20 protein-coding genes and 1 tRNA gene are annotated in these 25,329 nt (G+C 63.1%); 8 read left to right on the top strand and 13 right to left on the bottom strand.

Annotated elements, in window-relative coordinates; all coding sequences use genetic code 11:
• Positions 1 to 405: 405 nt before the first annotated feature.
• Positions 406 to 1,794, bottom strand: coding sequence for a phosphotransferase (locus tag IPV69_RS15810; RefSeq protein WP_206290654.1), 1,389 nt, complete (start codon positions 1,792 to 1,794; stop codon positions 406 to 408).
• A gap of 125 nt (positions 1,795 to 1,919) precedes the next feature.
• A complete protein-coding gene (locus IPV69_RS15815; protein WP_206290655.1) occupies positions 1,920 to 2,939 on the bottom strand; it encodes a methyltransferase in 1,020 nt (339 codons plus the stop codon).
• A gap of 276 nt (positions 2,940 to 3,215) precedes the next feature.
• Here IPV69_RS15815 and IPV69_RS15820 point away from each other — a divergent pair, with 276 nt between their 5' ends.
• Positions 3,216 to 4,103 carry an MBL fold metallo-hydrolase gene (locus IPV69_RS15820; protein ID WP_206290656.1) on the top strand — a complete coding sequence of 296 codons (888 nt, stop codon included), beginning with the start codon at positions 3,216 to 3,218 and terminating at the stop codon, positions 4,101 to 4,103.
• An 8-nt stretch (positions 4,104 to 4,111) separates the two neighbouring features.
• On the opposite strand, the gene mug is transcribed toward IPV69_RS15820, so the two are convergent.
• Complete coding sequence (gene mug, locus IPV69_RS15825; RefSeq protein WP_390884416.1) at positions 4,112 to 4,678, bottom strand: G/U mismatch-specific DNA glycosylase; 567 nt, start codon at positions 4,676 to 4,678, stop codon at positions 4,112 to 4,114.
• Positions 4,679 to 4,900: 222 nt separating this feature from the next.
• On the opposite strand from mug, the gene IPV69_RS15830 reads away from it, so the two are divergent.
• The 4 genes from IPV69_RS15830 to lnt all read left to right on the top strand — a co-directional run bounded on the left by IPV69_RS15830 (position 4,901) and on the right by lnt (position 11,810).
• Positions 4,901 to 5,299: a hypothetical protein gene (locus IPV69_RS15830; RefSeq protein WP_206290658.1), complete on the top strand. Its 399-nt coding sequence runs from the start codon at positions 4,901 to 4,903 to the stop codon at positions 5,297 to 5,299.
• A 510-nt stretch (positions 5,300 to 5,809) separates the two neighbouring features.
• On the top strand, positions 5,810 to 8,080 hold the full coding sequence (locus tag IPV69_RS15835) for a hypothetical protein (protein ID WP_206290659.1): 2,271 nt from the start codon (positions 5,810 to 5,812) through the stop codon (positions 8,078 to 8,080).
• Positions 8,081 to 8,270: 190 nt separating this feature from the next.
• On the top strand, positions 8,271 to 9,815 hold the full coding sequence (guaA, locus tag IPV69_RS15840; RefSeq protein WP_206290660.1) for a glutamine-hydrolyzing GMP synthase: 1,545 nt from the start codon (positions 8,271 to 8,273) through the stop codon (positions 9,813 to 9,815).
• 99 nt (positions 9,816 to 9,914) lie between these two features.
• Positions 9,915 to 11,810 (top strand): apolipoprotein N-acyltransferase, encoded by a 1,896-nt coding sequence (gene lnt, locus IPV69_RS15845; RefSeq protein ID WP_206290661.1) that lies wholly within the window; start codon positions 9,915 to 9,917, stop codon positions 11,808 to 11,810.
• Here lnt and IPV69_RS15850 read toward each other — a convergent pair.
• The 4 genes from IPV69_RS15850 to IPV69_RS15865 form a co-directional block, all read right to left on the bottom strand.
• Positions 11,807 to 12,310: a hypothetical protein gene (locus IPV69_RS15850; protein WP_206290662.1), complete on the bottom strand. Its 504-nt coding sequence runs from the start codon at positions 12,308 to 12,310 to the stop codon at positions 11,807 to 11,809. The genes lnt and IPV69_RS15850 overlap by 4 nt on opposite strands.
• A 7-nt stretch (positions 12,311 to 12,317) precedes the next feature.
• Positions 12,318 to 13,127 carry a fumarylacetoacetate hydrolase family protein gene (locus tag IPV69_RS15855; protein WP_206290663.1) on the bottom strand — a complete coding sequence of 270 codons (810 nt, stop codon included), beginning with the start codon at positions 13,125 to 13,127 and terminating at the stop codon, positions 12,318 to 12,320.
• Positions 13,128 to 13,249: 122 nt separating this feature from the next.
• Positions 13,250 to 14,860: an endonuclease/exonuclease/phosphatase family protein gene (locus tag IPV69_RS15860; RefSeq protein ID WP_206290664.1), complete on the bottom strand. Its 1,611-nt coding sequence runs from the start codon at positions 14,858 to 14,860 to the stop codon at positions 13,250 to 13,252.
• A gap of 102 nt (positions 14,861 to 14,962) precedes the next feature.
• Positions 14,963 to 15,547: a hypothetical protein gene (locus IPV69_RS15865; RefSeq protein WP_206290665.1), complete on the bottom strand. Its 585-nt coding sequence runs from the start codon at positions 15,545 to 15,547 to the stop codon at positions 14,963 to 14,965.
• A gap of 275 nt (positions 15,548 to 15,822) precedes the next feature.
• Here IPV69_RS15865 and IPV69_RS15870 point away from each other — a divergent pair, with 275 nt between their 5' ends.
• Entirely contained in the window at positions 15,823 to 16,368 is a 546-nt protein-coding gene (locus IPV69_RS15870; protein WP_206290666.1) for a hypothetical protein, read from the top strand.
• Between the two features lie 49 nt (positions 16,369 to 16,417).
• On the opposite strand, the gene IPV69_RS15875 is transcribed toward IPV69_RS15870, so the two are convergent.
• Both IPV69_RS15875 and IPV69_RS15880 read right to left on the bottom strand, forming a co-directional pair.
• Positions 16,418 to 19,840, bottom strand: a complete 3,423-nt coding sequence (locus tag IPV69_RS15875) for an O-linked N-acetylglucosamine transferase family protein (protein ID WP_206290667.1) — start codon at positions 19,838 to 19,840, stop codon at positions 16,418 to 16,420.
• Between the two features lie 72 nt (positions 19,841 to 19,912).
• Positions 19,913 to 20,500 carry a type 1 glutamine amidotransferase domain-containing protein gene (locus tag IPV69_RS15880; protein WP_206290668.1) on the bottom strand — a complete coding sequence of 196 codons (588 nt, stop codon included), beginning with the start codon at positions 20,498 to 20,500 and terminating at the stop codon, positions 19,913 to 19,915.
• 67 nt (positions 20,501 to 20,567) lie between these two features.
• Here IPV69_RS15880 and IPV69_RS15885 point away from each other — a divergent pair, with 67 nt between their 5' ends.
• Positions 20,568 to 21,224, top strand: coding sequence for a cyclase family protein (locus tag IPV69_RS15885; protein WP_206290669.1), 657 nt, complete (start codon positions 20,568 to 20,570; stop codon positions 21,222 to 21,224).
• 31 nt (positions 21,225 to 21,255) lie between these two features.
• Here IPV69_RS15885 and IPV69_RS15890 read toward each other — a convergent pair.
• Positions 21,256 to 21,328, bottom strand: a tRNA-Thr gene (locus tag IPV69_RS15890).
• Positions 21,329 to 21,469: 141 nt separating this feature from the next.
• Positions 21,470 to 21,679, bottom strand: a complete 210-nt coding sequence (locus IPV69_RS15895; RefSeq protein WP_206290670.1) for a hypothetical protein — start codon at positions 21,677 to 21,679, stop codon at positions 21,470 to 21,472.
• A gap of 256 nt (positions 21,680 to 21,935) precedes the next feature.
• Between IPV69_RS15895 and IPV69_RS15900 the strand changes: the two genes are divergently transcribed.
• Entirely contained in the window at positions 21,936 to 23,183 is a 1,248-nt protein-coding gene (locus IPV69_RS15900) for a hybrid sensor histidine kinase/response regulator (RefSeq protein ID WP_206290671.1), read from the top strand.
• A 37-nt stretch (positions 23,184 to 23,220) separates the two neighbouring features.
• On the opposite strand, the gene IPV69_RS15905 is transcribed toward IPV69_RS15900, so the two are convergent.
• Together IPV69_RS15905 and IPV69_RS15910 are read right to left on the bottom strand one after the other, a co-directional pair.
• Complete coding sequence (locus IPV69_RS15905) at positions 23,221 to 24,381, bottom strand: glycosyltransferase family 4 protein (RefSeq protein WP_206290672.1); 1,161 nt, start codon at positions 24,379 to 24,381, stop codon at positions 23,221 to 23,223.
• A 19-nt stretch (positions 24,382 to 24,400) separates the two neighbouring features.
• Positions 24,401 to 25,201, bottom strand: a complete 801-nt coding sequence (locus IPV69_RS15910; protein WP_206290673.1) for a lipopolysaccharide kinase InaA family protein — start codon at positions 25,199 to 25,201, stop codon at positions 24,401 to 24,403.
• Positions 25,202 to 25,329: the final 128 nt, after the last annotated feature.

Raw genomic sequence — 25,329 nt, forward strand, 5'->3', positions numbered from 1 at the left:
TCGGGTTCGTTTGGCGGCGTTCGAGGTCGCTCGGGAAGAGTGCACCTGCGGTGCGACCGCTAAACCGGCGGTGAACGCTGGCTTGGGTTCGTTCGGCAGGAAGAAGTGAAAGGAGGGATGCGCTGGGTTCGTTCGGCGGACTCGACGCCGGGTCTGAGGTACGCCGAAGACCCGGATGCCCCATCACATAGGCGCGGAATCCGGGTCTTCGCGAGTACGCTTAGACACCGGCGTGTCTGGTCTCGGGTTCGTTCGGCGATCTCGGGTTCGTTCGGCGGATTGGAGTGAAAGACGTTGAGGTCTGACGGCGCAAGCGGGTTCACTGATCTGAAGTCCCGGCAGCATCTGAAGTCCAGGCAGCAGTCGTGGGAATGTCGGCGCGAGATCGGGCGGCGCTGGGAAAATCTATAGTGACCGCACACCGGCCAGCAGGTCGGCGGCGGTGCGATACGTGGGATGCGTGGGATCGCGGGGCTTGAGTACTTCCTCGGTCAACACCGACAGCTTCTGCGCTTCGGCACTGGATTTGTCGAACTTCACCAGCCCCCGGAAGTCGGGGTTCGACAGCGGCTTGTTGATCTGGAGCGCGAGGTAGAACAAGTCCACACCCTTGTCGACCTTGCCGTAGGCCTCGTTGAGGATGTGGTTCGTCACCATCCCGCCGACCATCATCTTCTCGAGCATCCGCTGGATCTGGCTGGTCCGCATGAGCTCGTCGAAGATGGTGTTCAGGAGGGGATTGCCTTCGATGTTTTCGCCGATGCGGACGGCCGACCCGAAGTCGACAAAACCGACGCCGTTGTCGGTGATGACCATGTTATCCAGTCGGAGGTCCAGGTGGATGATGCGGGCTTCGTCGTGCATCGCCCGCAGGAGGTCGGCCGACTGAATGGCGAACTCGAGCTGGCTGATTGGCCGCCCGCCGGGCGGGGCGGCGCGGAGCCAGCTCATCCGCATCCGGCGAACAAACCCGCGGCCGTCCTGTTCCATGTCGATCAGATGGGGAACTCGGCCGCGGTAGGTTTCAGGCAGGTCGCGCGACAGCAGCTTCAGGATTGCGGCTTCGCGCGTCAGGAACAGCGGGAAAACCTTTTCCGTGAACTTCTTCGCCCGCCGATCGATCAACTCGGCCGAGGCGTCGGGGAACTTGTGTCGCAGCCGCGCCGACACCCGCTCGACGCTGGGGACTTCCTTTACCACGACGTGCTTACCCAGGCTCGGATCGAAGCTCAGATGAACATGGTAGGTGAATCGCTCGCTTACCTCGCGGGGCAGGATGAGGTTTACCTTGCGGGCGACTACATAGTGAATTGGCCGAGAGAAAGGCGGCAGCACCAATCCCAGAATCGGTTTGCGGAACGATCCGGTCGCCGAGACTTCAAAGCCCCGGCGGATGAACGGCTCGACGATCGCTTGCGCGCGCCGATGATCCCGCGACACGTAGACGAACTGTCCGCCCCATCGCAGCGATCGGAAGACTTCGTCCGGATGGTGGGCGTCGTCCTCGGCGGCAAAAAGGAAGTCTGACGGTGGCCGGTCCAGGTGTGGTTGGAGTTCCGTGCCGTCCCGGGCATGGTGAAGTCCGACGACGTCAAACCCGCTCACGCCAAAACCCGGTCCGAACTGCCGGTACTCCGGCCAGCGTGACAGCAGCCGCTCGCGCACGAGGTGAATCAACCCCGGATGGCCGCCTCGCGGGCGGCGCGCAGCGATGCCGGTCGATACCACCGGCTCGTCCGGAAGCTCGTCAGGGTCAACCGCCAGTGATGCCCCCGGCTGTATGACATCCAACATCCTGCCCTAGTGTCGCTAATACGCGGTCCCGAAGTAAAGCGCAATTCGCCGAAAACGTCGTTTGCAAGGTTCGGGTTCCGATAAGGTTTCCACCGGTCGGCGACTATTGTCGAGTAGCCTTTCGTTCATGGCCGCGTCAGGACGACGGCGTGGGGGGCACCCTCGAATCGATGCAGTTCGCTCGAACTGTAGCCTGCGTCAGCGAACATTTGCTCGTACTCCTTGAACGTGTAGGCATCGCCGGAGGGTGTGCTCGCCAGCATCACAAGTGAAAAGGTCGCTGCTCCGGGCGGCGAGACGCGGTCGTCGTTAGGAACGAATTCCATCGTCGCCACCACGCCGTCCGGGTTTAGCGCCGACTTGAGCCGCTTGGCCAGCGCGACGCAGGTCGGCGGGTCGAAATGGTGCAGGAAGTTGGGCAGCAGGATGACGTCGTAAGGGCCGCCCAGCGGGGCGTCGAATGCGCTGCCCGCGATGGTGGTAAACCGGTCGGCCAAGCCGATCTTTGCCGCGTTCTCGGTGGCCACTTCCAGCACGTTCGCCCAGTCGAGCGCCGTTAACCGCGATGCCGGGTTCGCTTTGCAGACCGCCAGCCCGTACAGGCCATGTCCGGCGGCAATGTCCAGCACGGCGATCGGGCCCGGTTTCACCTTCAGCACCGTCTCGGCCAACTGCTGCGCCGGCATCATCATCATCGGTGCCATGGCCCGGGCGAAGTCGACCCAGACATTGTGCTCGGGCGCCAGCGTCCCCGATTCGGGGATCGCCGTCCCGCCCCGGCGGACAGCTTCGGTCATTCGGTCGAAGCCCAGCATGATGGTCGGCGACAGCAGGAACTGGATCGCTCCGCCCATGTATGCCGGCGAGTTGCCACTGAGAAAGGTCTTGGCTGTCGCCGTCAGGCCATACTGGGTGCCGTCCTTGGTGAGCAAGCCGTAGACCACCAGGTTGTCGCAGATGATGCGTACCCCGCGCTCCGCTGCCCCGCAAGCCGCGGCAATTTCCGCCGCGGATCGTCGCCCGTTGTCGATCGCGGTGAACACCTGGAGTTCGATAGCTGCCTTGATGGCCGCGGTGCGGTGGTAGGCGTTGATCGCTTCAAAGACCAGGAATGGGGAAGGGGGCGGGCCTACTGGGGTTTCCATGAGTTCCTCACGAGAGTTTTTTGCCGTCTATTGGGTGCCCGGGACTGCGCGCCATTGGCGGCGGTCGCGGCATTCTGCCGCTGCAGTTTAACCTCTGTTGGCTTCAATGCCTCCGCCTCTTAGCGTGCTTTTAGATCGCATTGGATGAGTTCCGTCGTCGGTCTACGTCGGTGCCGCCTCGTGCCGATTGACATTAAGGCTCCTGCGGCATTTCATGTCGCCATGAGCCATACCCCGTCGCGACGTCAAATTCTCGCTTCCGTTTCTCTGGCTTGCGTGGGCCTCGCCACTGGCGTTGGCATGTCGGCCGAGCCCGCGCCGGCGAGCAAGCCGGTCATGTTCAGCGGGAAGATCGAATCCGTGAGGATGGCCGACGACCTGGTCGTCTTCGCCGGGGCTGGTGGCAACGTAGCCGTCTGGTTCGACGCAGGCCGCATGCTGATGATCGACGCTGGCATACCGCACCGATCCGCCGAACTGATCGGCCTGGTCACGAAGCTCGCCCCCGACGCCAAGTCGAAGACGCTGTTCAATACCCATTGGCACTTCGACCACACCGGCGGGAACGCGGCATTCGTAGCCGCAGGGTTTACAACCGTCGGCACGGCTGCTTGCAGGCAACGGCTCGGCGAAACCATTAACCTGGCCGACCTGGGGATGACGGTCGAGCCTACGCCGGAAACGGCCCGTCCGGTGGTGGCGTTCGAAGAGAAACTGACGCTCTTTGCCGGTGCCGAACCGGTTCGGCTCATCAAGTTTCCCGCCAGCCATACCGACACCGACGCCGTCGCCTACTTCGAAAAGCGCAACCTCCTGCACACCGGCGATCTCCTGGTCAGCGGCGGATACCCGGTGATCGACCGCGCCACCGGTGGATCGCTCGACGGCATGATTGCCGCGACGAAACTGCTTCGAACCGTTGGCGACGAGAAGACGACGATCATCCCCGGACACGGTCCGGTCGGCGATAGGGCTATGATCCAAACGCAGCTCGACCTGCTCAACCTGGTTCGCGATCGCCTCGCTCCGCTGGCCGAAAAGAAGATGACTTTAGACGAGGTGTCGAAGCTCGCCCCACTGGCCGACCTGGACGACAAGTGGGGCCGCGGCTTCCTGCGCTCGCCGGTGTTTACGCGGATGGCGTACGGGCAGTGGGTGAAGTGAGGTGCCCACTATCCCTGCTGAACGATGAAGGCGTTTAACTCGCCAAACAGTCGGCCCAATGACGCAGGAGTGTAGTGGGCATTGAGCCCGCTCGGATTGGGAAGCACCCAGATCCGCGTGCTGCCGATCGTCTGGTCCTGCAGGCCGAGGGCTGCTTCCTTGCAACCGAATCCGATGCGATAGGCACCGATGCCCAGAATCGCCAGCACGCGCGGCGCGTAGCGGCGAACCTTTCGACGCAGCAGTGCCGCGCCGGCGCGGATCTCTTCGTCCGTCAGTTCGGCAGCGGTGTTGGTGGTGCGGGCGACGAAGTTGGTGATTCCAAGCCCCAGGCCCAGCAGCTCTGCCTTTTCCCACGGGTGCATCAGGCGAGGGGTAAAGCCGCCGACGTGCAGAGCCGGCCAGAAACGGTTACCCGGGCGGGCAAAATGATGGCCGGTGGCCCCGGAGTAGAGTCCGGGATTGATCCCACAAAAAAGGACGCGAAGGCCGTTGGCGATGAGGTCATTGATTTCAAGCCCGTGGGCGGCCAGAAGCATCGCACGGGTGGGTTTGGGCGGAGGTTGGCCTTGCATCTGGGACATCTGGCGAAGGCTACTTGAGGCGGACGCCTCGTGCGATCCCCGAGCCCGATCCGGCGGGTGGTCTGCCCGCCCGACCGGGTATGAGCGCTACCAAGGCTATCATGGTCGAATGGCGTGCGGGCAAATGGGCATTACGCCAATTCCCGGATTACCGACTTATGCTACGCTACCGCGCCGCCGTGCGTAGGGTGTTGCCCAACTTAGGAGTCATCAATGATTGCTCTCCGGATACGCCCCATTCAGATTGCGCTGCTGCTCCTGGTTTGTGTCGGTCCGTTCACCACGGGCTGTACCAAGATGCAGGAGCGGATGCACGCACGTTACGAGCTGGGCAAGCCCTTCAAGTTCCGCCCCGCCGAGCCCGGTGGTGTTTACGAGGTCAAGTGGTCGACCACGTTGGATGGAACGCGTTATGCGATCGAGGGAACCAAACGAACCGTCGCCGAGGGAGAGCTTCTGGGGTTTTCGCTGGAAGATAACGGCAAGTTGATGGCGATTGCCGGCGAGTCGCGGTTCCCGATCACGCCGGTTCCGAAGGACGCCAAGTTTTTCGTCTGGTCCACACAGGTCGAGAAGGACACGCAATTGACAAAGAATCTTAAAGGGGAGTAGGCACGGACACACGCGTTCTGAAGCCTTTGTAGCCTTGCAGAATCCTCGCATGACTTTCCGCCGCATAAGTGCTGCGCGGTGAGACCCTCACCTCAACACGAACCACCCGCCAAGCAAAAGTTCCGTCTGACTTGGCGGCCAATGTACGTATTATCGCTGCAAGCAGAGCAGTTCATACCGTTTTGTCGCCGTCTGGTGCGACAATCGTTCCAAGTCGGACTCTCGGTCGCCCTCATCTGGGACAATTGGCCTTCACTGCCTCCCAACCAAGCAGAACAATGGCACGAGGTCGCTCGCCCCACTCGAGGTGAGCCCGGACTGCGATGCGCATGGTTCTGATTTCATGGTTCATCTCATAAGCCCGGCGGTACGCCATCTGCATTACAGGATTCCGTCGGTCGTCTTGGCGAGCACTCCGCGCCAACTACCGACTGTTTCCCTGGCGGTGCTGACGCAATGTTCGTCAGTCATGTCCTGCTCGGCAGGCGATTTTTTTTTGAGGAACCCCCCATGTCCGCAACCAACACTCCTTCGTCCAAGAAGGTCCGCAGAGCCGTCGCAGTTTCGACCCGCGCCGCGATTGAAAGAATGGAAGACCGGTGCCTTTTGTCGGTCACCGGGCTTGATACCTCAGCTCTGCTCGCCGACGGCAGCGCCGCTGCTTTGTCAGAGGCTAGCTACAGCGGGCAGATGAAGTTTAAGCAATATGCCGATCAGCCCGCGCGCCCGCCCCGCGACATCGTACTCAGTGTGACGCCATCGGCTGACGGAAGAATCTCCGGAGTTATTGCCGGTTCTGGCCTGTCGAGTGACATTCAATTCAGTGGTCAACTCGAAACCGGCCGGCGCTACTCCGTCACGTTCACCGGCGATGTGACCGGCTCGATGAGCGGAAAGATCAACAAGAACGGCGAGGTACTTAACGGCGTTATGCTGAACGTTTCCGAGGGGTTCCGATCAAAAGTAAAGCTGCGGGCGACAGACGAATCAGCCCGGGCGATCGGCGCAATGAGCGCGACTGCGACGGCGCAACCCTCGGCGGTGGGGTTCAGCTCGTCGAATCTCAATGCCCCACCCTCGCAGTTCCTCAGCAGCGAAGGGGAGCTTCGATTCGCTGGCAGCTATACCGGCACGACGACCCTACGGTTTACACCGGAAGTGAAGCAGCACTACGGGCCGATCGGATCCTGGTCGGCACCGCAAACTTACAACGTGACGCTTAACATCACCGGCGAAAACAGTGCCGACCGACTGTCGGGCACCCTGGTGGTCGATCAGGTCGGCACCTACGACGTAACGGGTGTGGTCAAGTTCAATGACATGACCCTGGTGCTGACACCGACTTCTGCCATCCCCGGCACCAGCGGGAATGCGTCCGGAACCGGCGTTGCGAAGTTGAAGATCAGCCGGGACGGCTTGGTCTACGGAGGCGAGTTCCGACAGGAATCGCTGCAAAACGGCACTGACGTGTGGGGCTTCGGCAACATGAGCCTTGTGCGTCGCACCGGGGATGCGAGTGTCACTCCACCGTTGCCCGCAACGGTTCCTGCGGCACCGGCTCCGGCGGGTACTGCGCAGGCGTTGTCGGCCCCGGTAGGCAACAATCCGCCGCCCCAGGTCTTGTCCACCGCCGGCGAAGTGATGTACCAAGGGATGTATTCCGGGACGACGTCCCTGCGGTTTACGCCGGAGGTGAAGCAGCACTACGGCACGATCGGCCAGTGGTCGGCATTGGAAACATACAACGTCACCCTGAACATCACGTCGGACACGGACCGTGACCTGCTGCAAGGCACGATGACGATCGACCAGCTCGGCACGTACAACGTCTATGGCGCGGTGAAATGGAACGAGATGACCCTCATCGTCACGCCAACGACCGCCGGCACCGGTAACGCGGCTGCGGGCCGGACGGCCGGGACGGGCGTAATCAAGTTGAACATCAACCGTAACGCCGTGAACTACGGCGGCGAGTTCCGTCAGGAGGCCAATGGCAATTGGGGGTTTGGCAACATGAGCCTGACCCGTAGCACCGTATACACAACCACGACGACTGGTGGGACGGGTACGGTACCGCCGACGCTGCCACCTGCCATTCCACCTGTGGTCTCCCCGACGGTGCCCCCGGTTGCACCGGGAAACACCGGTCCGGTGTTCACTGGCATCAGCCGGATCATCAGCGCGACCGCCGGTCAGCCGGTGACCGCCCTGGTCGGTTCGTTCACGCCCGACCCGCTCGTGACGTTGACCGTGGGTGCGACAACCCCAATGCCCGCCGCCAGCGACTATACCGCGACGATCAATTGGGGAGACGGTACGGCCACGTCGAGCGGTGTTATCACCTATAACAGCACATTCCAGGTGTTTGACGTGGTGGGGACGCACACGTATGCCGCGGCTAGTCCGACGGGAGGTTTCAGCCCGAAGATTACCATCCGCAGCAGCCGATCGATGCTGGATATCACGAGTACGGCCGTGGTGACCGGGACCGGTACGGCAGTCCCGCCGACCGTTCCGCCAGCGGTGCCCCCTGTCGTGCCGCCAACAGTTCCACCGACCGTTCCACCGACCATTCCCCCGACGGTGCCGCCGACGGTGCCGCCGACCGTCCCCCCAACAGTGCCACCTGCCGTGCCTCCGACCGTCCCGCCAACGGTTCCCCCTATCGTGCCGCCGACTGTTCCGCCAACGGTGCCCCCTAGCGTGCCACCAACCGTTCCGCCTACGGCTACCACAACGGCATCCGACCCCGTGATGCCTGTGATCGTGATTGTCGGGTAGTGTCCCAGCGGTCTTGTCCGAGTTGCGACAAGGCAGTTTGAAGGCGCAAAGCTCGGCGGGTCGGCAATTCCATACGACGATGGCGGATTGTGACACTGTTGCAATCCGCCATCGGTCGTCGGGTGCTGATTGGGCGAGGATGCAGGCACGCGGCTTTGAACTTTTCGTCGCCTTGCCGTAAGACATTCAGATGCAGCGCGACGAAGTCATCCCGATCCTGGATTTCGGTTCCCAGTATGCCCAGCTCATCGCCCGGCGCGTCCGCGAGAAGGGCGTGTACAGCGAACTGGTCCGGCCGGACATTTCCGTTGAAGACCTTAAGAAGCTGAACCCCGTCGGCATTATCCTTTCCGGCGGGCCCAGCAGTGTCTATGTGGAAGGGGCTCCACGCTGCGACCCTCGCATCTTCGACATGGGCATCCCGGTCCTGGGGATTTGCTACGGGATGCAGCTCGGGGCCTACATTCTCGGCGGCGAGGTCAAACCCGCCGCGGCGAGGGAGTTCGGCCGGGCCAAGCTGCATGTAACCTCACAAGACCCCCTCGTTCACGGCCTGCCCGACGACACCACCGTCTGGATGAGCCATGGCGATCAGGTCCACGACCTGCCGAAGGACTTCATCGCCCTGGCGGCCACACCGACGTGCCCGTTCGCGGCGGCCAAGCACAAGACGCGGCCGTTCTGGGGCGTGCAGTTCCACCCCGAAGTCACCCACACGCCGCGCGGCGCGCTGATCTTTGAGAACTTCCTTTACGAAATCTGCAAGGCCAAAGGCGACTGGACGATGGGCAACTTCGTCGAGCAGAACATTCGCAAGGTGCGCGAGCAGGTCGGCAGCGGGAAAGTCATCTGCGGTCTGTCGGGTGGCGTCGATTCATCGGTCGTCGCGGCGCTGCTGCACAAGGCGATCGGCGATCAGCTCGTCTGCATCTTTGTCGATAACGGCCTGCTGCGCAAAAACGAGCGGGAACTGGTCGAGCGCACCTTCCGCGACCACTTCCACATCAACCTCATCACCAGCGATGCCAGCGAGCAATTCCTGCGCGAACTCAAAGGCGTCACCGACCCGCAGCAAAAGCGGAAGATCATCGGACGTGAGTTCATCGAGGCGTTCAAGCGCGAAGCCAAGAGCATCGACGGGGCGGCGTACCTGGCCCAGGGCACGCTCTACCCCGACGTGATCGAATCCGGCCACGGCTACGCCGGCACGGCGGCGAACATCAAGCTGCATCACAATGTCGGCGGTCTGCCTGCCGAACTCGGTTTTGAACTCGTCGAGCCGCTGCGGGAACTCTTCAAAGACGAGGTCCGCAAGGTCGGCGAAGTGCTCGGCCTGCCGGAAAACATCGTCTGGCGGCACCCGTTCCCCGGGCCGGGCCTGGCGGTCCGCATCATCGGCGACATTACGCCGGAAAAACTCCGCGTGCTTCGCGACGCCGACGAAATCGTGCTGGAAGAACTCGTCAGCAACGGCCTGTACCGTAAGACGAGCCAGGTGTTTGCGGCACTGCTGCCCATCGGCACCGTCGGCGTCATGGGCGACGCCCGCAGCTACGACAGCGTCGTGGCGATCCGCGCCGTCGAAAGTGAAGACTTCATGACCGCCGACTGGAGCCGGTTGCCCTACGACGTCCTGGCGACGATGAGCAATCGGATCATCAACGAGGTGCGCGGCGTGAACCGCGTGGTGTACGACATCTCGTCAAAGCCGCCGGCGACAATTGAATGGGAATGAACGCCGGCGGACGTCTCGGCGGCATTACGCCGGGGCAGCAATATGCAGCACGCATAGTCGTCAGCGGATTCTCAAGCCGTTTTCCGTTCAAATGCCGGCATGGGCCGACGCAAATCAAAAGAACACGCCGACATCCGTCAGGTGGGGCCGGACGCACCCGCGGATGCTGCCAGTCCGGGCACGAGGTCTCCACGCCTGTTCGTCGATCGCTGGTACGGCAAGCTGATCCTGCTGCTCGTCGGCACGATACTCCTCACGCTCGCTTACGCGCCGTTCTATCAGTTCTGGGCGGCGTGGATCGGCCTGGTTCCCCTCATCGTGGTGACCTCGCGAACCAAGGGCACCTGGCGGGCGGCGTTCTGGGGTTGGCTCGCGGGGGTTCTCTTCTTCTCGGCCAACGTGTGGTGGCTGCTCACCATCACCGGGCCGGGTGTGATTGCGCTGGTGTTTTGGCTGGGCATTTACTGGGCCGTTGCCGCGGCGGTCCTTCGACCGATCGTTCGCACGGTGACCACTGCCGCAACCGGCATCGAACTCGCGGACACCACCGGCGACCACGAGGCCATGGAGCCGAACGGCACCGTTGCGTCGTTGCGACTACTCCTGGTTTTCCCCGTCCTCTGGGTCGGCGCAGAATGGGTCCGCGGAAATTGGCCTTTCTACGGCTTCTCCTGGTTCAATCTCTCCTATTCGCAAACGCCGGTTCTCCACCTCTGCCAGATCGCCGACCTTTTGGGTGAGCACGGGATCTCGTTCTGGGTCGCGATGATCAACGCCCTTGCCGCGCTGTTCATCTTCAACGGCTGGCGCTTCCGCGGACTGCTGCGGCCGGTGCTTGTCGTCTGCGGGGTGCTCGTGGCCGTGGGTATCTACGGTGTTTGGCGTTTTGCGCAGACGGAATCGCACCTGCTCCCCGGACCTACCGTGCTGCTCGTCCAGCCGAACATTCCCCAGAGCAACTCGGGGGACAAGGGGGCGCCTATGGAGGACCTGATCGACTTCCACGTCGCCCAGACCAACGCCGCGATGAAGGAACGTCCCGACGCCGACCTCGCTGTCTGGTCGGAAACGATGATGCCCGAGATGAACGCCGAGTTTGCCGCTTCGATGGCCAGCCTGGGCCTGGCATCGCGCGACGCCGAGCGTGCCAAACGCGAGATTGCCCAGCTCGCACGCCGATACAAGGTATCGCTGCTGGTCGGCGGATCGTTCGCCGGCCGGGTGAAGCTTGTCAGCACCGACCCCCGCATGCCCATGGTTGAGAAAGCCGGTCGGCGGAACAGCGCCTATTACTTCCTGCGCGACACTGGCGAACTGGCCGACCGCTTCGACAAGATCCACCTCGTGCCGTTCGGCGAATACATTCCATTCGAAGAAAGCTTCCCCTGGCTTTACCGGCAGCTCATCGCGTTGGGGCCGCCGAACATGGAGGACTACCAGCTCGACCGGGGCGAGCGGGCGAAGATCTTCTTACTGCCGAAGGACCGCCAGCCCGCGACACAGCCGGTTGCCGCCGACAAGGCCTGGCGGTTTGTCACGTCGATCTGCTTCGAAGACGCCGATGCCGACCTGAACGCCTGGCACTTCCGTGGTGGCGGGGGCCGCGGGTCCGTCGATGCCAAGCAGGCCGACTTCATAGTCAACATCAGCAACGACGGGTGGTTCAAACTGACGATGATGCCGCAGCACTTTCAGGTCGCGACCCTGCGCAGCATTGAAAACCGCGTGCCGACGGTCCGCAGCGTGAATACGGGCATCAGCGGCTTTATCGATTCCCTCGGGCGATCGCGCAACGACCTCGTGATCCCCGCCAACACCGAGGGCACTCTCGCGAGTTCGATCATGCTGGATTCGCGGACGACATTCTTCACCCGTTGGGGCAACTGGATTGGCCCGGGTTGCGCCCTGGGACTGGGCCTGGTCGGCGTTGGGAATGTCGTGAAACGGAGGAGGGCCCGCCGGGCCGGGGCGGCGAGTAATGGCGGCGCGGCTTAGGGTTTTTCGCCCTGGCGCATCAATCGCCGGTAGTCCTTCTCGCCGATCTGGTCCGTCAGGAACTTGTACGAAGCCGCGTAACGAACCAGCCGTGGAACGTCTTTCAACGCCTTGGTCGGACGAAACGCGACATGGCGGAGATCCGCGTTGTCGAGCAGGTCGGCGATCTTGACGGCCCGGGCGAGCGGATCGGACTTGAGCCGGACGACGTAGTCGGCGTAGCTGTCTTCCTCGGCGTGGGTCAATAACAACACGGCACGCACGACATCCTTTGGCATGCCGGCGTTGCGCAGGTCGCCCGCCGACTTGCCACCCCGCTCGATCGAGTCGTGCAGGATCGCCACGCACCGCAGGCGTTCATTCTGATGTTCGTCGTCGCCCTGCGACACTGCCAGCATCACGCGCATCGGGTGAACGATGTATGGCTCGCCCGGCGGGTCTTCGCCGCCGCGGTGAGCTTCGACCGCCAGGTCGATCGCGCGTTGCAGCAGTGTGGGCATGGCATCCTCACTCGGCGGTGACGGGGTTTTCCAGCCGGCCGATCTTCTCGATCTCGACGACCACGGTGTCGCCGGCCTTCATCCAGACCGGCGGCGTGCGGGCGAAGCCGACACCCTGCGGCGTTCCGGTGAGAATGACCGTACCGGGCTTGATGGTCATCGTGCTGCTGAGCGATTCGATCAGCGCCGGCACGTCGAAGATCATGTCGCCAGTGGTGTGATCCTGCATCGTCTGTCCGTTGAGGATCGTCTTGAGCCGCAGCGCGTTGGGGTTGGGGATTTCGTCGGCCGTCACCAGGCAGGGGCCCAGTGGGCAGAACCCGTCGAAGCTCTTGCCGCGGGCGAACTGCCCGCCGCCGAGCTTCTTCTGGCGTTGCCAGTCGCGCGCCGAGACGTCATTGGCGCAGGTGTAGCCCAGCACGTAGTTGAGTGCATCGGCCCGCGACACGTGCTTGGCTGTCTTGCCGATCACCACGCACAACTCGGCTTCGTAATCGACTTCCGAACTGCGGCGGGGGATCTGGATCGGGTCGAACGGATTGTTCAGCGTGTTGCTCGACTTGATGAACAGCATCGGATTGTCCGGAATCTCCGACCCGCTCTCGGCGGCGTGCTCGCGGTAGTTCAGCCCGATGCAGAGGATGTCCGTGGGCACCAGTGGCGAGAGCAGTTTCTCGATCGGCAGGGCCTTGTCCGTAACGGTCCAGGTCGCCGGACCGGCGATCAGGGTCCCTTCAATCTTGCGTGCGGACTTGCCGTCGTCGAGCAGTTGGCCGAGATGTTCAGTGCCGCCGGAGAGAAATCGAACAATCCGCATGAAGGTGCCTCGCGAAGGAGATTGGAAACGACCGAAGTGAAACTGTAGAGGATGCGGGGCAGCGGTTCAATTTGGGCAGCGCAGGCAAGAGATGACGTGAAGCCACGTGCGGTTCATGCACACTATGGGCGTTTGGGCATCGAAGAAATCGTGAGCCTGATCTTGTTCTTGCCTACGCCAACTTCGAAAGGCTGGATACGTTGCTTTTCTGCTTCGAACCGTCTTACAACGGATTGGAACGCCTGCTCGTCCGCATAGATATCGGCAGAGTTCATGTCTTGCGGCGAAGGATCGACCACTCGCCAATGGCGGTCGACCTGCACCTGCGTGGTATGCAGCCAGAACTGTCCGACTGTAGCCCTATTCGTGGTCGGGACGATCGCTTTGAGTTCGGCGACTTGCTTCCCCTGTTCGAAGATTGACAGATCGTAGTCGGCGTCCCGCTTGCCCAGCGACAAGACCGTGAGTTCGCAGACGTCTTTGCTTCGGAGCCACCATCCGGGTAGAGCGATCGCCGCAACGGGAACCCCGTCAATCTGGTCAGGCAAAGACGCACCGGAGGCGAGCGAGTCGATCAGTGCGCGGACTCTCGTCGGTGCGTCAGGGTCATCACAGTGTTTCTTCAGCATAGCTTCGAGGCCCTCAAGCGAGTGTGCGGCGAACGGGACAGTTTGGGACGTTGAAGGTCTCGCCGCTGCCGTCCCAACCACGTCCACCACGACCGGCCGATGATCTGACCCGCGGCCGATGCCCGTCTGGCACTTTGTCGCCCACAGGTCGGACGACAGGTAGACGTGGTCGATCCGAATCCCCGGCGTGATGTACCGCATCACGCCGTTCACCGGCCAGGTCGCGCCCCGGCCGGTGGCGGACTGTGCATGGGCCTCGCCGATACCAGCGGCCATGAATTGCCGATGTTGCGGTGTGGTCTCCGAGAAGTTGAAGTCGCCGCACACGATGTACGACTTCTTCTCAGCAGCTAACGCATCCAACAGATCGGCGAACTGGATTCTCTGGTCCTTGTAGTAGTCAAATGAACGCGGCGGAAGCAGATGGATGTGGTAAAGGGCGTACTCCCGGCCGTCGAACTCGATCGATGCGCGCTGTTGGTCGACGCCGGAATTACCCAGACGGAAGCGGTCGTCCACCGGGCCGGCGAAGGGCGTGCGCGACCGGATCGCGATGCCGAACGAGTCGTCCCTGGCGATGTGGCTTTCGTACGGGTAATCGACACCCAATCGCCGCTCCACCGCCTGGTGCCAGTGGGGCGTGTACTCCTGCAGGAACACGACGTCCGGACTGGCGGCGATGATCTCTTCGATGATGCCGTCGGTGTCTTCGTTGGCCATCAGCAGGTTGACCGACATGATGCGGAGCGGCTTACCAATCGCCGTTGGCGGGGCTGGGCGCGGCAGGAATTGCATCGCCGCCGGCACCAGAGTGAACAGCATCGGCACCACCGCCGCCAGCGCGAGCCGGCGAGCGCGGATCAACAGCGCCACGGCAACAATGAATGCCAGCAGCAAGGCGAGGTGAAACTGAACCGTTCGAATGAGGAACGCCATCCACCCGGCGAACACCACGCCGGTCGATTCGTTCCGCCAGTCCTGCGGCCAGAGCCAGGCGAAGATCAGCAGTGGATACGCGGCGGCGACAACCAGCCACGCTTCCTTACGAAGCAACCGTTTGCGCTGCTGCCAGTTCGGCCAGATGAATGTGCGGAGGTTCCCCATATGGCAGCATGATACCCCGGGCGGTTCGTGCGGCGCAAAAAGAACCGGATCGCCCCGGCAGGGGCGATCCGGCGGAAGACGGATTCGGAAGTTCACCGGCGTTCAGCGACGGTAATAAGAGCTGTAGCCGTAGCTTTTTGCGGGCTGGGAATTGCCCTGGCCGCGATCGACGTAGCTGTAACCGCGATCTACATAGCTGTAGTTCCGGTCGACGTAGTTGTAATTGCGATCGGCATAGCTGTAGTTGCGGTCGACGTAGGAGTAGCCGCGGTCGTAGCCGCGATACCCGGACGAGTAGCTTACGCTGACGTAAGTCCGGTCCGCGAAGCGGGGAGTGCTGTAGTACACCGGGGCGGCGTAGCTGTAGCCGTAGTCGCAGCTGTCGTAGAACCGCGGGGTGCTGTAGTAGACCGGCCGCGAAGGGGCGTAGAACACCGGCTCGCACCGCGGTTCGTACCGGGGGGCGTAGTAGACCGGCGGGCAGTACGACCGGGAATAGTTGTTGTAGACGAAGCTCGGCCGGTAGCCGGCGGAATACCCGTAGCCGATCGACAGGCCGCCGCCGGGGCCGCAGTAGCCGCCGGAGCTATACCCGAACGAGAATCCCCATCGCGAGCGGGCCTCGCTGACGTTCGGCATGAGTCCCATAAGAAGCAGCGTCAGGCAGGCGATTTTCAGAACTCGCATCGGAGATCTCCTTTCACACCACGTCGGTCGCCCCAGCCCACTGCTTTATCATACGGCAATGGGGCACGCTTGATGACGTAAACACCGGCAATTCTGTCGGGTCCAACCCAAAAGACACGTTTCCAAACCGATGGTTAGCAGGGCCAGCAAGCGGGCTCGACCGAATGGGGGACGGCACGGCCCCGCCGGTTCGCGGACATCCCCGGCTGTCGGCGTCCGCGGCGGTGCATTGGGGGGGTAGGCGTTCGGACCGGAGCCTGTTAAAACCAGAAGCGATGATGACTTCGAACCAGTCCTGGGTGTCGCCGGTGCAAAAGGTTCTGTGGTCCGTTGCCGCCGTCGCCGGCCTGGCGATCGTCATCGCGTGCGGCGGCGGGAGCAAGCAGCAGGCGGTCCCATCGCAGTTTGCGAGCTACCCGCGGTCCGAGGCCCTGGACCGGATCATCGACACGCATGTCGAAGCCGGCACCGATTCTCGCTACGAACGCATTCTGCTGACGACCTGGTTCCTTGACGGCGACCCCCGCGTGGCCCGGTTCATGAGCGTGACGCCCGCCGGCAAGTGCTCGAAGTATCAGTACGTGCACAACGCCGAGTATTCCGGCCCGCCGCAACCGACGCAGCTGTCGAGCGAGCGGGTCAGCGAGATCCTGATCGCCGCCGCGAACCTGCCGCCGAGTCAGCAGCCCCGGTTGGAGAACATGGTGATCGTGAGTTTCAGGAAGAACGGGATCTGGGAGACGAGGCTTTACGACCGCATGAACCGTCCGCCGGCGCTGAGCACGATCTTTGAGACGACCGGCGCGCCGATCATTCCGTGATTCGCGTTAAGCCGTGTGACTGTTATCCGGGCGCCAGCGGACGAGAGACCTACCCCTCCAGCGAAAGCCGATCAGAAGGCGGCAGCATCGGTGCCCCGCGTGTCTGGCACCAGTAGGTCCACATTTCACGATAGGCAGCGCCAAGGTATTTCGTGAACTTGCCCGCGTCGCAAAGGGATGACGCCGTGATCTTCTGCCGTAGCGTGCGGCGGAGCAGCACCAGGCGATTGACGTCACGGGCCAGCAGCACGGCCGACCGCGCATACCCCTCGATGTTCGGCGACACAAACTCCGGCAGACCCGCCGACTTCAGGATGCTGACGCCCACCCGGCTGGCATGGCGGGTGCCCGCCAGCGTGATCACCGGCACGCCCATCCACAGCGCCTCGCAGGTCGTCGTCGTCCCGTTGTAGGGGAACGGGTCGAGCATGACATCGACCTTCGAATACGACTCCATGTGCTTCTGCCGGTCGGAATCCTTGCTGAGCAACTCCAGCCGATCGGCGGCGATGCGGTGGTAGGCGAAAATGTCCTGCACGTAACGCCGGCGGGCCGGATTGGCGAAGGTGCCCAGACGGTCTTTCAGCACCATTCGGCTGTTGGGCAGAACGGTCATGATCTTGGCCCACAGCCCGAGCGTTTCGGGCGTCAGCTTCGCCAGGATGTTGAAGCACCCGAAGGTGACGAAACCGTTCTTTACGATCGGCGGCGCGGAGGGCACTGGCGCGTCGGCCGGCCCCTGGTAGCACAGGAAGCCACGCGGCAGCCGATAAAGCTGCTCGGTGTGGAACTGCTCGGTCTGACCGAGCGGATCGGCCCAGGTATCGGTCAGCCGATAGTCCATGGTCCCAAGGCCGGTGGTGTTCGGATAGCCGAGATAGGTGATCTGAACCGGGGCCGGCTTGCGGGCGAAAACACACAGCCGGTTCGAAGCCGTATGCCCGGCCAGATCCACCAGGATGTCGATCTGGTCGTGGCGGATCATGTCGCAGACGTCGATGTCGGTCAGGCCGCGGATATCGCGCCATCCGTCGGCCATCGCGGAGAGGCGTTCGGTCGCGTCGTCGGGTCGAAGGACGTCGCTGTAGCAGATGATGTGAAACGCGGCCGGGTCGCGATTGGCGAGGATGGGCTCGATAAACGACCCCACCGCATGTCGCCGAAAATCGCCGGAGACGTATCCGACGCGTATCTGCCGTTCGGCCGAGGGGCTGTTCTCGTGCCGCAGGATCTCCGCGGTCAGCGGCGACGCGTGCGCCTTGGCCCACTTCAAGTGCTCGGCGAAAAGCGTCTGTGCGTCGTTCTTCCGCTGGTAGTTGAGGTTCAACAGCAGGTTGCTGTGGGCCGAGGTCGCCGACGGTCGCAGCGCAAGGGTCTGGCGGTAGCAGTTGATCGCCTCTTCCACGCGGCCCTGCAGGTGGAAGGCGTCGCCGAGGCTGGCGAAGGCGTCGGCGAAGCGGGGCCGAAGTTCCAAGGCGCGCTGGAGCGACACGACCGCATCGTCGAAACGATCGGCACGGATGTATGCCGCACCCAAATCTCGGTGCGCCTTGGCACTGGTGGGCTGCAGTTCGACGAGTCGCTCGAGCGCGGCGATCGCCTCTTCGACCCGCCGCTGCCGCAGGTGGGATGCCCCCTGCTTGTGGAGTTCGGCGGCCTGCCTCGCCCCCGCGACAGGCTTTCGGCGGGCGCGGCGCAGCTCCTTGGCGAGCAGGCGTGGCGCCAGCACGGGATCGTCTTCCATCCGAGACGCCGACTCGGGCAGCCGCACGCGAGAAACGGCCGGCGGCTTGACGACGCCGTCGGGCGCGGGCTCTTCCGCGTCGTCCGCGGGGTCAATTCCCTCGGCCTCCGTGTCCCCCTGTTCCGTCTCGGCGACGTCATCTACGTCGAGGAAGGCCGCTGCCGGTTCTTCAACCCGAAGCCGTGTCGGGGAGCCGACGTCGATAATCTCTGACGGCGAAATCACGACACCGGTGGTCGAAACGACGGTGGTTGCCGGGTCGATGGTCGTGGCCGAAGCCGTCGGTGTCGGCGGGGCGGCGGTTTCGCTAAGGGTCGTAACAGCCGCCGGCGTTTCGCCGGACGATAAGGTGGAGCGATCGTCTGTCCGGGGCGGCTCGATGGCGATGTCAAACAGTGTTGGTTCGGGCGGAGACGCGGGAACCGTGCTCTGTACGACCACCGTGTAGCCGTTGGATTCTCGGCCGGTATCGAAGCCTGACCAGGCCGGCGTGGATTGCGGGGCTGCGGAGTGTGGTACTGGGCGATTGACGGCGGAACTGAAAGTCGACATTCCGCCCGCCATCGCCTGGGGCGCGTCGAATCGTGGATCGCCGACCTCGGCCTCGATCACCGGCAGGTCCTGCTCGGGCTCCCTGAGCCAGTTGGTGCTGTAGAGCAAGGACAGCTCCGACTCGTCGTTGGGAGTCAGCGATGGCAGGCCCGGCGGGTCTGCCGGAAGCTCCGGGATGGGGCCGGGATCAATGTTCGTCGGGTGTGCTTCGTCGCCCCCGGCGATCGCCCAGGCCGCCACCGCCGCCGGTTCAAGACCCCAGGCATCGCTGCTCGACAGTCCGAGCCAAGGCTCTTCGGTGACGGCAAATGTTGACCAAACTTGATCCGCGGCGTCGGCGTCGTGCGGGCCGAAGGGCTGGTCGGGAATGGCCCGCGGGTACGCCGATGAAGCGCTGACCGCGACACCCGCCATCGACGCGTAGACCAGGCCCAGTTCTTCTGCCCGGGCAGCCAGCGGGGCCATTGGCCGGGTTTCGGCTTGAGCCCCGGACACGAGCGTGAGCCCGACGACACCTTCGTCGTCCTCGTCGTCATCCGGTGGCCCTGCGGGCGATTCGCTACCGGCTGAAAGCGGGGTGACGGAGGCGGTGTCCTGCTCGCCCGGCGACAAGTACTGTCCGTACGTACCGCCGACGGAAGCCGGCGTCTGAAGCGACAACCCCCGGGCCGTAACCTGGCCGTCGGCGTCGGAAGGAGAACGGAGATTCTCCGTGACGGACGAAACGTCGATGCCCACGCCTTTAAACCGCCGGACCGACTTCACCGCCGCATCGACTGCCCGCTGATAGGCGACGGCCGCCTCGTCGTGCCGGCCGAGGGTCGAGAGGGCGGCTCCCAGGTGTGCATGAGCCAGCGCATAGCGAGGTTCGACCCGGATCGCTTCGCTGAAAGCGGCGGCGGCCTGGTCGGTTTTGCCTTGCAGGAGCCAAAGGGCGCCAAGGTCGTCATGGGCCGCGGCGAACGCGGGATTGGTCGCGACCGCACGGAGCAGAAGTTTCTCGGCGGCGTCGCCGCGGCCGGTTTGGTGGGCCATCACGCCCAAGGCGTGCAGTGCGCCCGAGTGCTGCGGATCGTCCTGGAGGATCTTGCGGTAAAGCGAAGCCGCTTCGCGCAGTTCTCCCGCGAGATGGTGCCGCGCGGCACGGCGCATCAGCATGTTGGGGGAAGATGCCATCGACTGATCGCTGCAGGAACCGACACGCGAGGGATGTCCCGGACATTGGTCCCGCCGCGCCAGCGCAGTGTATCAGCCGAGTTGTTCTTTCGTGAGTGTTTCGATCACCCACGTCGGCGCAATCGGCTTGCCTTTGACGCCGGTGGCTTTGCCCGTGCTCACCAGTTCCAGGATCGCGTTGCTGAACGCCGGCAGATCGTCAGGCGTCCGGGCGGTGATGATCGGCCCGTCGACGACGCACTCTTCGTCCACCCACTTGCCGCCGGCGTTGACGACGTCGTGAACGATGCTCATGTAGCTCGTGCACCGACGGCCTTTAAGGGCATCGGTCGAGCAGAGCATCCAGGGCCCGTGGCAGATCGCGGCCATCGGAATGCCCTTTGCCGCGGCATCGCGGACGAGCTTGACCATGTCGCCGCTGCGCCGCATGTGGTCGGGCGAGGTTCCGCCGGGGATAACGATCAACGCGTAGTCCGACGCCTTGACGTCCGCGGCGGCCTTCTCGGCTTTCTGCGGGTAGCCGTGCTTGCCGATGTAGGTTTCGCCGGCTTTGGGGCCGACGACGTCAACGGTGTGCCCGGCTTCCTTCAGGCGGAGGCGGGGGTATTGGAGTTCGAGGTCTTCGTAAATCTTTTCGACGAGGATGCAGATTTTGGCCATGGGCGACTCCTGGGGTGTACTCCTGCTTTCGAGAACGACGATTCTAAGATAAAACGACGGAAACCGCATGCGCCTCATCGACCTCTCCCAGCCGCTCTACCACCACGCCCCCAACTGCCCGGCCCATCCGCCGGTGAAGTCGGAGTACATTGCCACCCACGAGAAGGACGGATGGCTCTGCGAGCTGCTGACGCTGTCCAATCACACCGGCAGCCATGTGGATGCGCCGCTGCACAAGATTGCCGGCGGCAAGAGCCTGGACCAGATGCCGCTGGAGACGTGGGTGGGCAAGGCGTGGCTCGTCGATCTCCGCGACAGCGCGGCCGACCGGGCGATCGGGGATGATCTTCTGCAGTCGAAGCTGCCGAACCTTCCGCCGGACGCGATTGTGCTGCTGGCCACCGGCTGGGGCGAGCGGCGGGCTATGACCGATGAGTGGAAATACCACTCCCCGTTCATCGATCCCTCGGGTGCACGCTGGCTCGTCGAGAAGAAGGCCCGCGGCGTGGGGATCGATCACTATTCGATCGGCGGGTATGGCCCCGACAATCCGGTCACTCACGAAATCCTGCTCGGCAACGGCGTCTGGATCGTCGAAGAGCTCGGCTTTCCGCCGGAGGTCTGGTCGCTCGTAATGCCGGTGAAGTTCTGGACCCTGCCGATCAACCTGAAGGGTCACACCGGCGCGTTCTGTCGGCCGGTGATCGAAGTCGCAGAAGGATGAAGTGCCGGAGGCGGGGGGACGAAGGTGTGAAAGCCGCCTCCGAGACTCGAACTCGGGACCGCCGGTTTACAAAACCGGTGCTCTACCAACTGAGCTAAGGCGGCGGTGGCCGGCGATGCAGCTGTGCGTGCAATCACAGGACGCTGTTTGTTATACCAAATACTCGCCGCCGTTCCATTACCCGGTGCGGCCTGCGGGTGACGCCTGGCGACGCGCGCCCGCAGCGCCATCAGGCCACCGGCGGTTCACCGGGCGTCTTTGTCCGTGTCCGCGGCCACGGGAGGCGAATCAGGCTCGAGACTGATATTGTCATCGTCGAGATCGCCGGGCGCGTTGACCACACCGTCCACCGCCGATTCGGGCATGTGCGACCGGCTGTTGGCGTCGGCACCCGTAAACTGGTTGCCGCTCCGCTCGGTGTTCGGGCCGGTCGGATCAAATATGCTTCGCGTCATGGTGATTCCTTTCGTTTGAGAGATGAAAGGATTCAAGGCGCGTTCGAACACCAGAGCGAGCAACGAGACGGGTTAAATCAAACTTATGGGTTGAAGTGAATCCGTCACTTATCGGGCCTTGAGTTGGCGGATCGCCCCCGAACGGGTGATAATATCTGAGTCCGGTCGGGGTGGGCTGGCCGCCGAAACCACGCGGGAGCGGCGAGCGTATGATGTGTTGGTACCGAGGAACGAGCCACTCCCGACGACGTTCAAGATGACGTTGACTGCAACGGACATTCCCACCGCGGCCCGCAAGCCTTCCCGCCTACGGCACTGCCTGCTTGTCGTTGATGACGAGCCGGACGTGGTCAAGAGCGTGAAAGATCTGTTCCGGCTGGACTTTAAAGTGCTTACCGCCACCAGCGCGGTCGAGGCGTTGGACCTCCTTCAGCGTGAGACGGTTCACGTCGTGATGACCGACCAGCGGATGCCGGACATGACCGGCGTTCAGTTCTTGGGAAGGGTCGAGAAGAACTACCCTGAAATCGTCCGCCTGCTGTTCACCGGCTATGCCGACCTGCGATCCGTCGTTGACGCGATCAATCAGGGGCACGTCTGGCGTTACATCACCAAGCCTTGGGACCCGGACGAGCTCGGCACGGTTATTCGCGCCGCCTGCGAGCGGTTCGATCTGATTCACGAGCGCAACGAACTGCTCGGCACGCTGAAGACCAAGAACGCCGAGTTGGAGAAGGCCAACGCAGACCTGGCGCATGCCAACGAGCTGAAGCATGCGTTCATCCAGGTCGCGAGCCACGAGCTTCGCACGCCGCTGACGATCCTTCAGGGCATGGTCCGGCTCGCGACGCAGGTGCCTAACGAGAGCGACACGCTCAAGAATTACCTTGAGCGCATAGATCGCGCAAGCAAACGCCTTCAGCACCTGGTGGACCAGATCGTCTCCATGCTGGTCGCCAACCGATTCGAGCGGGTTCTGAAGCGAACGCCCACGGATATCGCACCCCTCCTGCGCGATGCCGCCGACGACGTCAGGCCGTTCATCGAGTTGCGGCATCAGCACCTGGCGGTGGAAGTGCCGATGGATCTGGGATCATTGAACATTGAAGCCAGCAGCATTCGCGATTGCATGAACCATCTGCTGCTCAACGCGATCAAGTTCACGCCGGATGGCGGACGCATCGCAATCGCGGCGGTTCGTCAGCCGCAGGGCGGTGTGATCATTCGCGTGTCTGATACCGGCGAAGGAATGGACGCCGACACCTGTCAGAAGCTGTTCCAGCCGTTCTTCACCGGCTTTGACGTCAGCCGTCACTGTAGCGGCACCTACGAACACGGCCGACGGGGTTTGGGTCTGGGGCTGGCGATCGTCAAGAGCCTGGTTCACATGCATGGCGGAACGATCGGCGTACAGACCGAGCCAGGCAGGGGCACGACCTTCACCATTACACTTCCGGATCAGACGGATACGCTCGCGCAGAACAACGTATCCGACGGAATCTGAGGCTACTCCCGGGCCGCTCGGACCATCGATCTGGTTGCTAATCGGCGGGAACACTTTCGTAGATTGCGCAAAGCCGATCGAGGTGCGTTTCATAAGACAGACTTGGGCGAAGGTTGAGACAGGCGTCGCGCATCGCGTGGCGTTTGGCGTTGTCGAGCATTTCTGACATCGCACCGGCCAACGTGGGGACATCCGCCGGATCGTTGAGAATCCGGCCGTGTGTTCCCTCCGTCATTACCTGGCAGGCACCGTTGAAACGGGTGCTGATCACCGGCAGGCCCATGGCTAGCGCCTCGAGGACCACCAGGCTGCAGGGGTCGTGCCGCGTCGGCAGTACGAAGAAATCGGCGGTGGCATAGAACGGGCGGACATCGCGCGTTGCCCCGGCATAGACAAGGTTCTCCGGTCGGACGGCGCCCGCCGCGAGCCCTGCGTACGGGGCAAAGTCATCCTTGCCGACGACCAGCAGAACCAGCCTCGGGTCGGCAGCCTGCTTCCAGGCCAAGATCGCCTCGCGAAGTCCCTTGCGGGCAAAGTCCTGCGCGACGATCAATCCGACCACCTTGTCCGGGCTGATACCGAGCGATTGCCTCGTCGCCCGTCCCCGCTCGACCTCCGCGGCAGGATTGAACTTCGCCAGATCAACGGCATTAACGAGCGTCGCAAATCGGTCGGCGGGCAACGGATAGTGCCGCCGAACCGCGGACTGAATGTAGTCCGAAAGGCAAAGCACGACCGGTACGCTGTGGCCGGCCGCGGGTGTAAGCAACGTTTTCTCGATGGTCGCAAACCTCTGCCGCTTGCGGTTCAGCCGGTTCGCCCATTTCGCCGCGAATTGCTTCATCGCCGAGTCGTGTTTGAGATGCCCGCTGGCAACGGCTTCGATCGCAACGCCGGCGTGCGGGTGGTACAGGTCGCACCGCCGTACCGGGAGCATCGCATGGACGATGTCGTAGCGCCGCGTTTCAAGGTGGCGATCAAGGTTGTCCAGGAAGCTCACGTACCGGGCAGTCCGCGTCGCCCCGGTCTGCTGTATCTCCACGCGCTCGATGCGCGCGTCCACCGCGTCGCTGAAGGTCGAAGCCAGCATCGAAATGGCGTGGCCCCGATCGGCCAACGCTTTGGCCAGATCAACGGTGTACGTTTCGGCCCCGCCCTTGGCGGGGTCGGCGTGAAGAATGACGAGGGCAATGTTCACTGGGTAGGGCCCTCAACTGTCACGTCGGGATGGATACGTTACGCGAAGGCTGACTGGCATTCAGGCTCGCATCGTGCCGGCGGATGGCACGGGCTTTACGTACGATCGATCCCCGTAGCGATCCCGGCCGAACGGCTCGCTCTTTGGCGTAGATCGCCAGCCAGCGGTCGCGCTGGTCGTCCGTTACCGAGAGCTTTGTCGTGCTGTACCAGAACTGGCTGAGGTCCTTCACGATCCATCGCCGCCGCAGAGGCCAGCCGGGAAGACGGCGGACGCGGGCGGTATCGATCAACTGCACGGCCGGCACGTGTCCCGCCGCGGCCAGCAACGCGGGATCGATCATGAAATGGCACAGGTACAGATCACGGTGATGCAGACCGGCCGTGTGCAGCTTCGCGGCCAGTTCGGCGGTCGGCGCGACGACGCTTTCAAAAGCCGTTCCCTGCTCCACCAGCTTGTCGCCGGGGGTAAAGCCGGTGAGATCCTGCCAGATTGTAAAGCTCCGCCCGTCGGTCAACACGCCCCACGCCACCAGCGGAGCGGCAGGAATGCCGGCATCGACCAACAACTGATAGCCGGCCTGCTCCAGGTCGGCGGTCGTCGGGCTGGCGGATCGCGGATATCGCTTGACGTGTAGACGCACTTTCGTGCCGTCGATGTACTCGTCGAGCGTGCAGTTCTCCCGATCCGGCAACTTGCGCCACGGCAAGATGCGCCGGTCGTCGAACACGCCTCGCGCGTCGAGACCCAGTTCGCGCATCAGCGTCTGATACGCCGGCCCGACGTGGAACGAATCGCGGTTGGGATCAAAAAGGCCCATGCATCGGGTCCACGAAGGAGCACGAAGGAACGCTAAGGAGAAGCTTGTCCACGAATGAACACGAACAGGCACGAATGAGAAGAGAATCAATCGTAGATTGGAACCTTTCGTTGACGGCTCTTATTGCC

Source organism: Humisphaera borealis, from assembly GCF_015169395.1.
Classification (GTDB): Bacteria; Planctomycetota; Phycisphaerae; order Tepidisphaerales; family Tepidisphaeraceae; genus Humisphaera; species Humisphaera borealis.

What these genes read in the sequence shown, in the direction of transcription:
- IPV69_RS15810 (WP_206290654.1), bottom strand. Translation starts at nt 1,794, where the DNA reads ATGTTGGATGTCATACAGCCGGGGGCATCACTGGCGGTTGACCCTGAC.
- IPV69_RS15815 (WP_206290655.1), bottom strand. Translation starts at nt 2,939, where the DNA reads ATGGAAACCCCAGTAGGCCCGCCCCCTTCCCCATTCCTGGTCTTTGAA.
- mug (WP_390884416.1), bottom strand. Translation starts at nt 4,678, where the DNA reads ATGCAAGGCCAACCTCCGCCCAAACCCACCCGTGCGATGCTTCTGGCC.
- IPV69_RS15830 (WP_206290658.1), top strand. Translation starts at nt 4,901, where the DNA reads ATGATTGCTCTCCGGATACGCCCCATTCAGATTGCGCTGCTGCTCCTG.
- IPV69_RS15835 (WP_206290659.1), top strand. Translation starts at nt 5,810, where the DNA reads ATGTCCGCAACCAACACTCCTTCGTCCAAGAAGGTCCGCAGAGCCGTC.
- guaA (WP_206290660.1), top strand. Translation starts at nt 8,271, where the DNA reads ATGCAGCGCGACGAAGTCATCCCGATCCTGGATTTCGGTTCCCAGTAT.
- lnt (WP_206290661.1), top strand. Translation starts at nt 9,915, where the DNA reads ATGGGCCGACGCAAATCAAAAGAACACGCCGACATCCGTCAGGTGGGG.
- IPV69_RS15850 (WP_206290662.1), bottom strand. Translation starts at nt 12,310, where the DNA reads ATGCCCACACTGCTGCAACGCGCGATCGACCTGGCGGTCGAAGCTCAC.
- IPV69_RS15855 (WP_206290663.1), bottom strand. Translation starts at nt 13,127, where the DNA reads ATGCGGATTGTTCGATTTCTCTCCGGCGGCACTGAACATCTCGGCCAA.
- IPV69_RS15860 (WP_206290664.1), bottom strand. Translation starts at nt 14,860, where the DNA reads ATGGGGAACCTCCGCACATTCATCTGGCCGAACTGGCAGCAGCGCAAA.
- IPV69_RS15865 (WP_206290665.1), bottom strand. Translation starts at nt 15,547, where the DNA reads ATGCGAGTTCTGAAAATCGCCTGCCTGACGCTGCTTCTTATGGGACTC.
- IPV69_RS15870 (WP_206290666.1), top strand. Translation starts at nt 15,823, where the DNA reads ATGATGACTTCGAACCAGTCCTGGGTGTCGCCGGTGCAAAAGGTTCTG.
- IPV69_RS15875 (WP_206290667.1), bottom strand. Translation starts at nt 19,840, where the DNA reads ATGGCATCTTCCCCCAACATGCTGATGCGCCGTGCCGCGCGGCACCAT.
- IPV69_RS15880 (WP_206290668.1), bottom strand. Translation starts at nt 20,500, where the DNA reads ATGGCCAAAATCTGCATCCTCGTCGAAAAGATTTACGAAGACCTCGAA.
- IPV69_RS15885 (WP_206290669.1), top strand. Translation starts at nt 20,568, where the DNA reads ATGCGCCTCATCGACCTCTCCCAGCCGCTCTACCACCACGCCCCCAAC.
- IPV69_RS15895 (WP_206290670.1), bottom strand. Translation starts at nt 21,679, where the DNA reads ATGACGCGAAGCATATTTGATCCGACCGGCCCGAACACCGAGCGGAGC.
- IPV69_RS15900 (WP_206290671.1), top strand. Translation starts at nt 21,936, where the DNA reads ATGACGTTGACTGCAACGGACATTCCCACCGCGGCCCGCAAGCCTTCC.
- IPV69_RS15910 (WP_206290673.1), bottom strand. Translation starts at nt 25,201, where the DNA reads ATGGGCCTTTTTGATCCCAACCGCGATTCGTTCCACGTCGGGCCGGCG.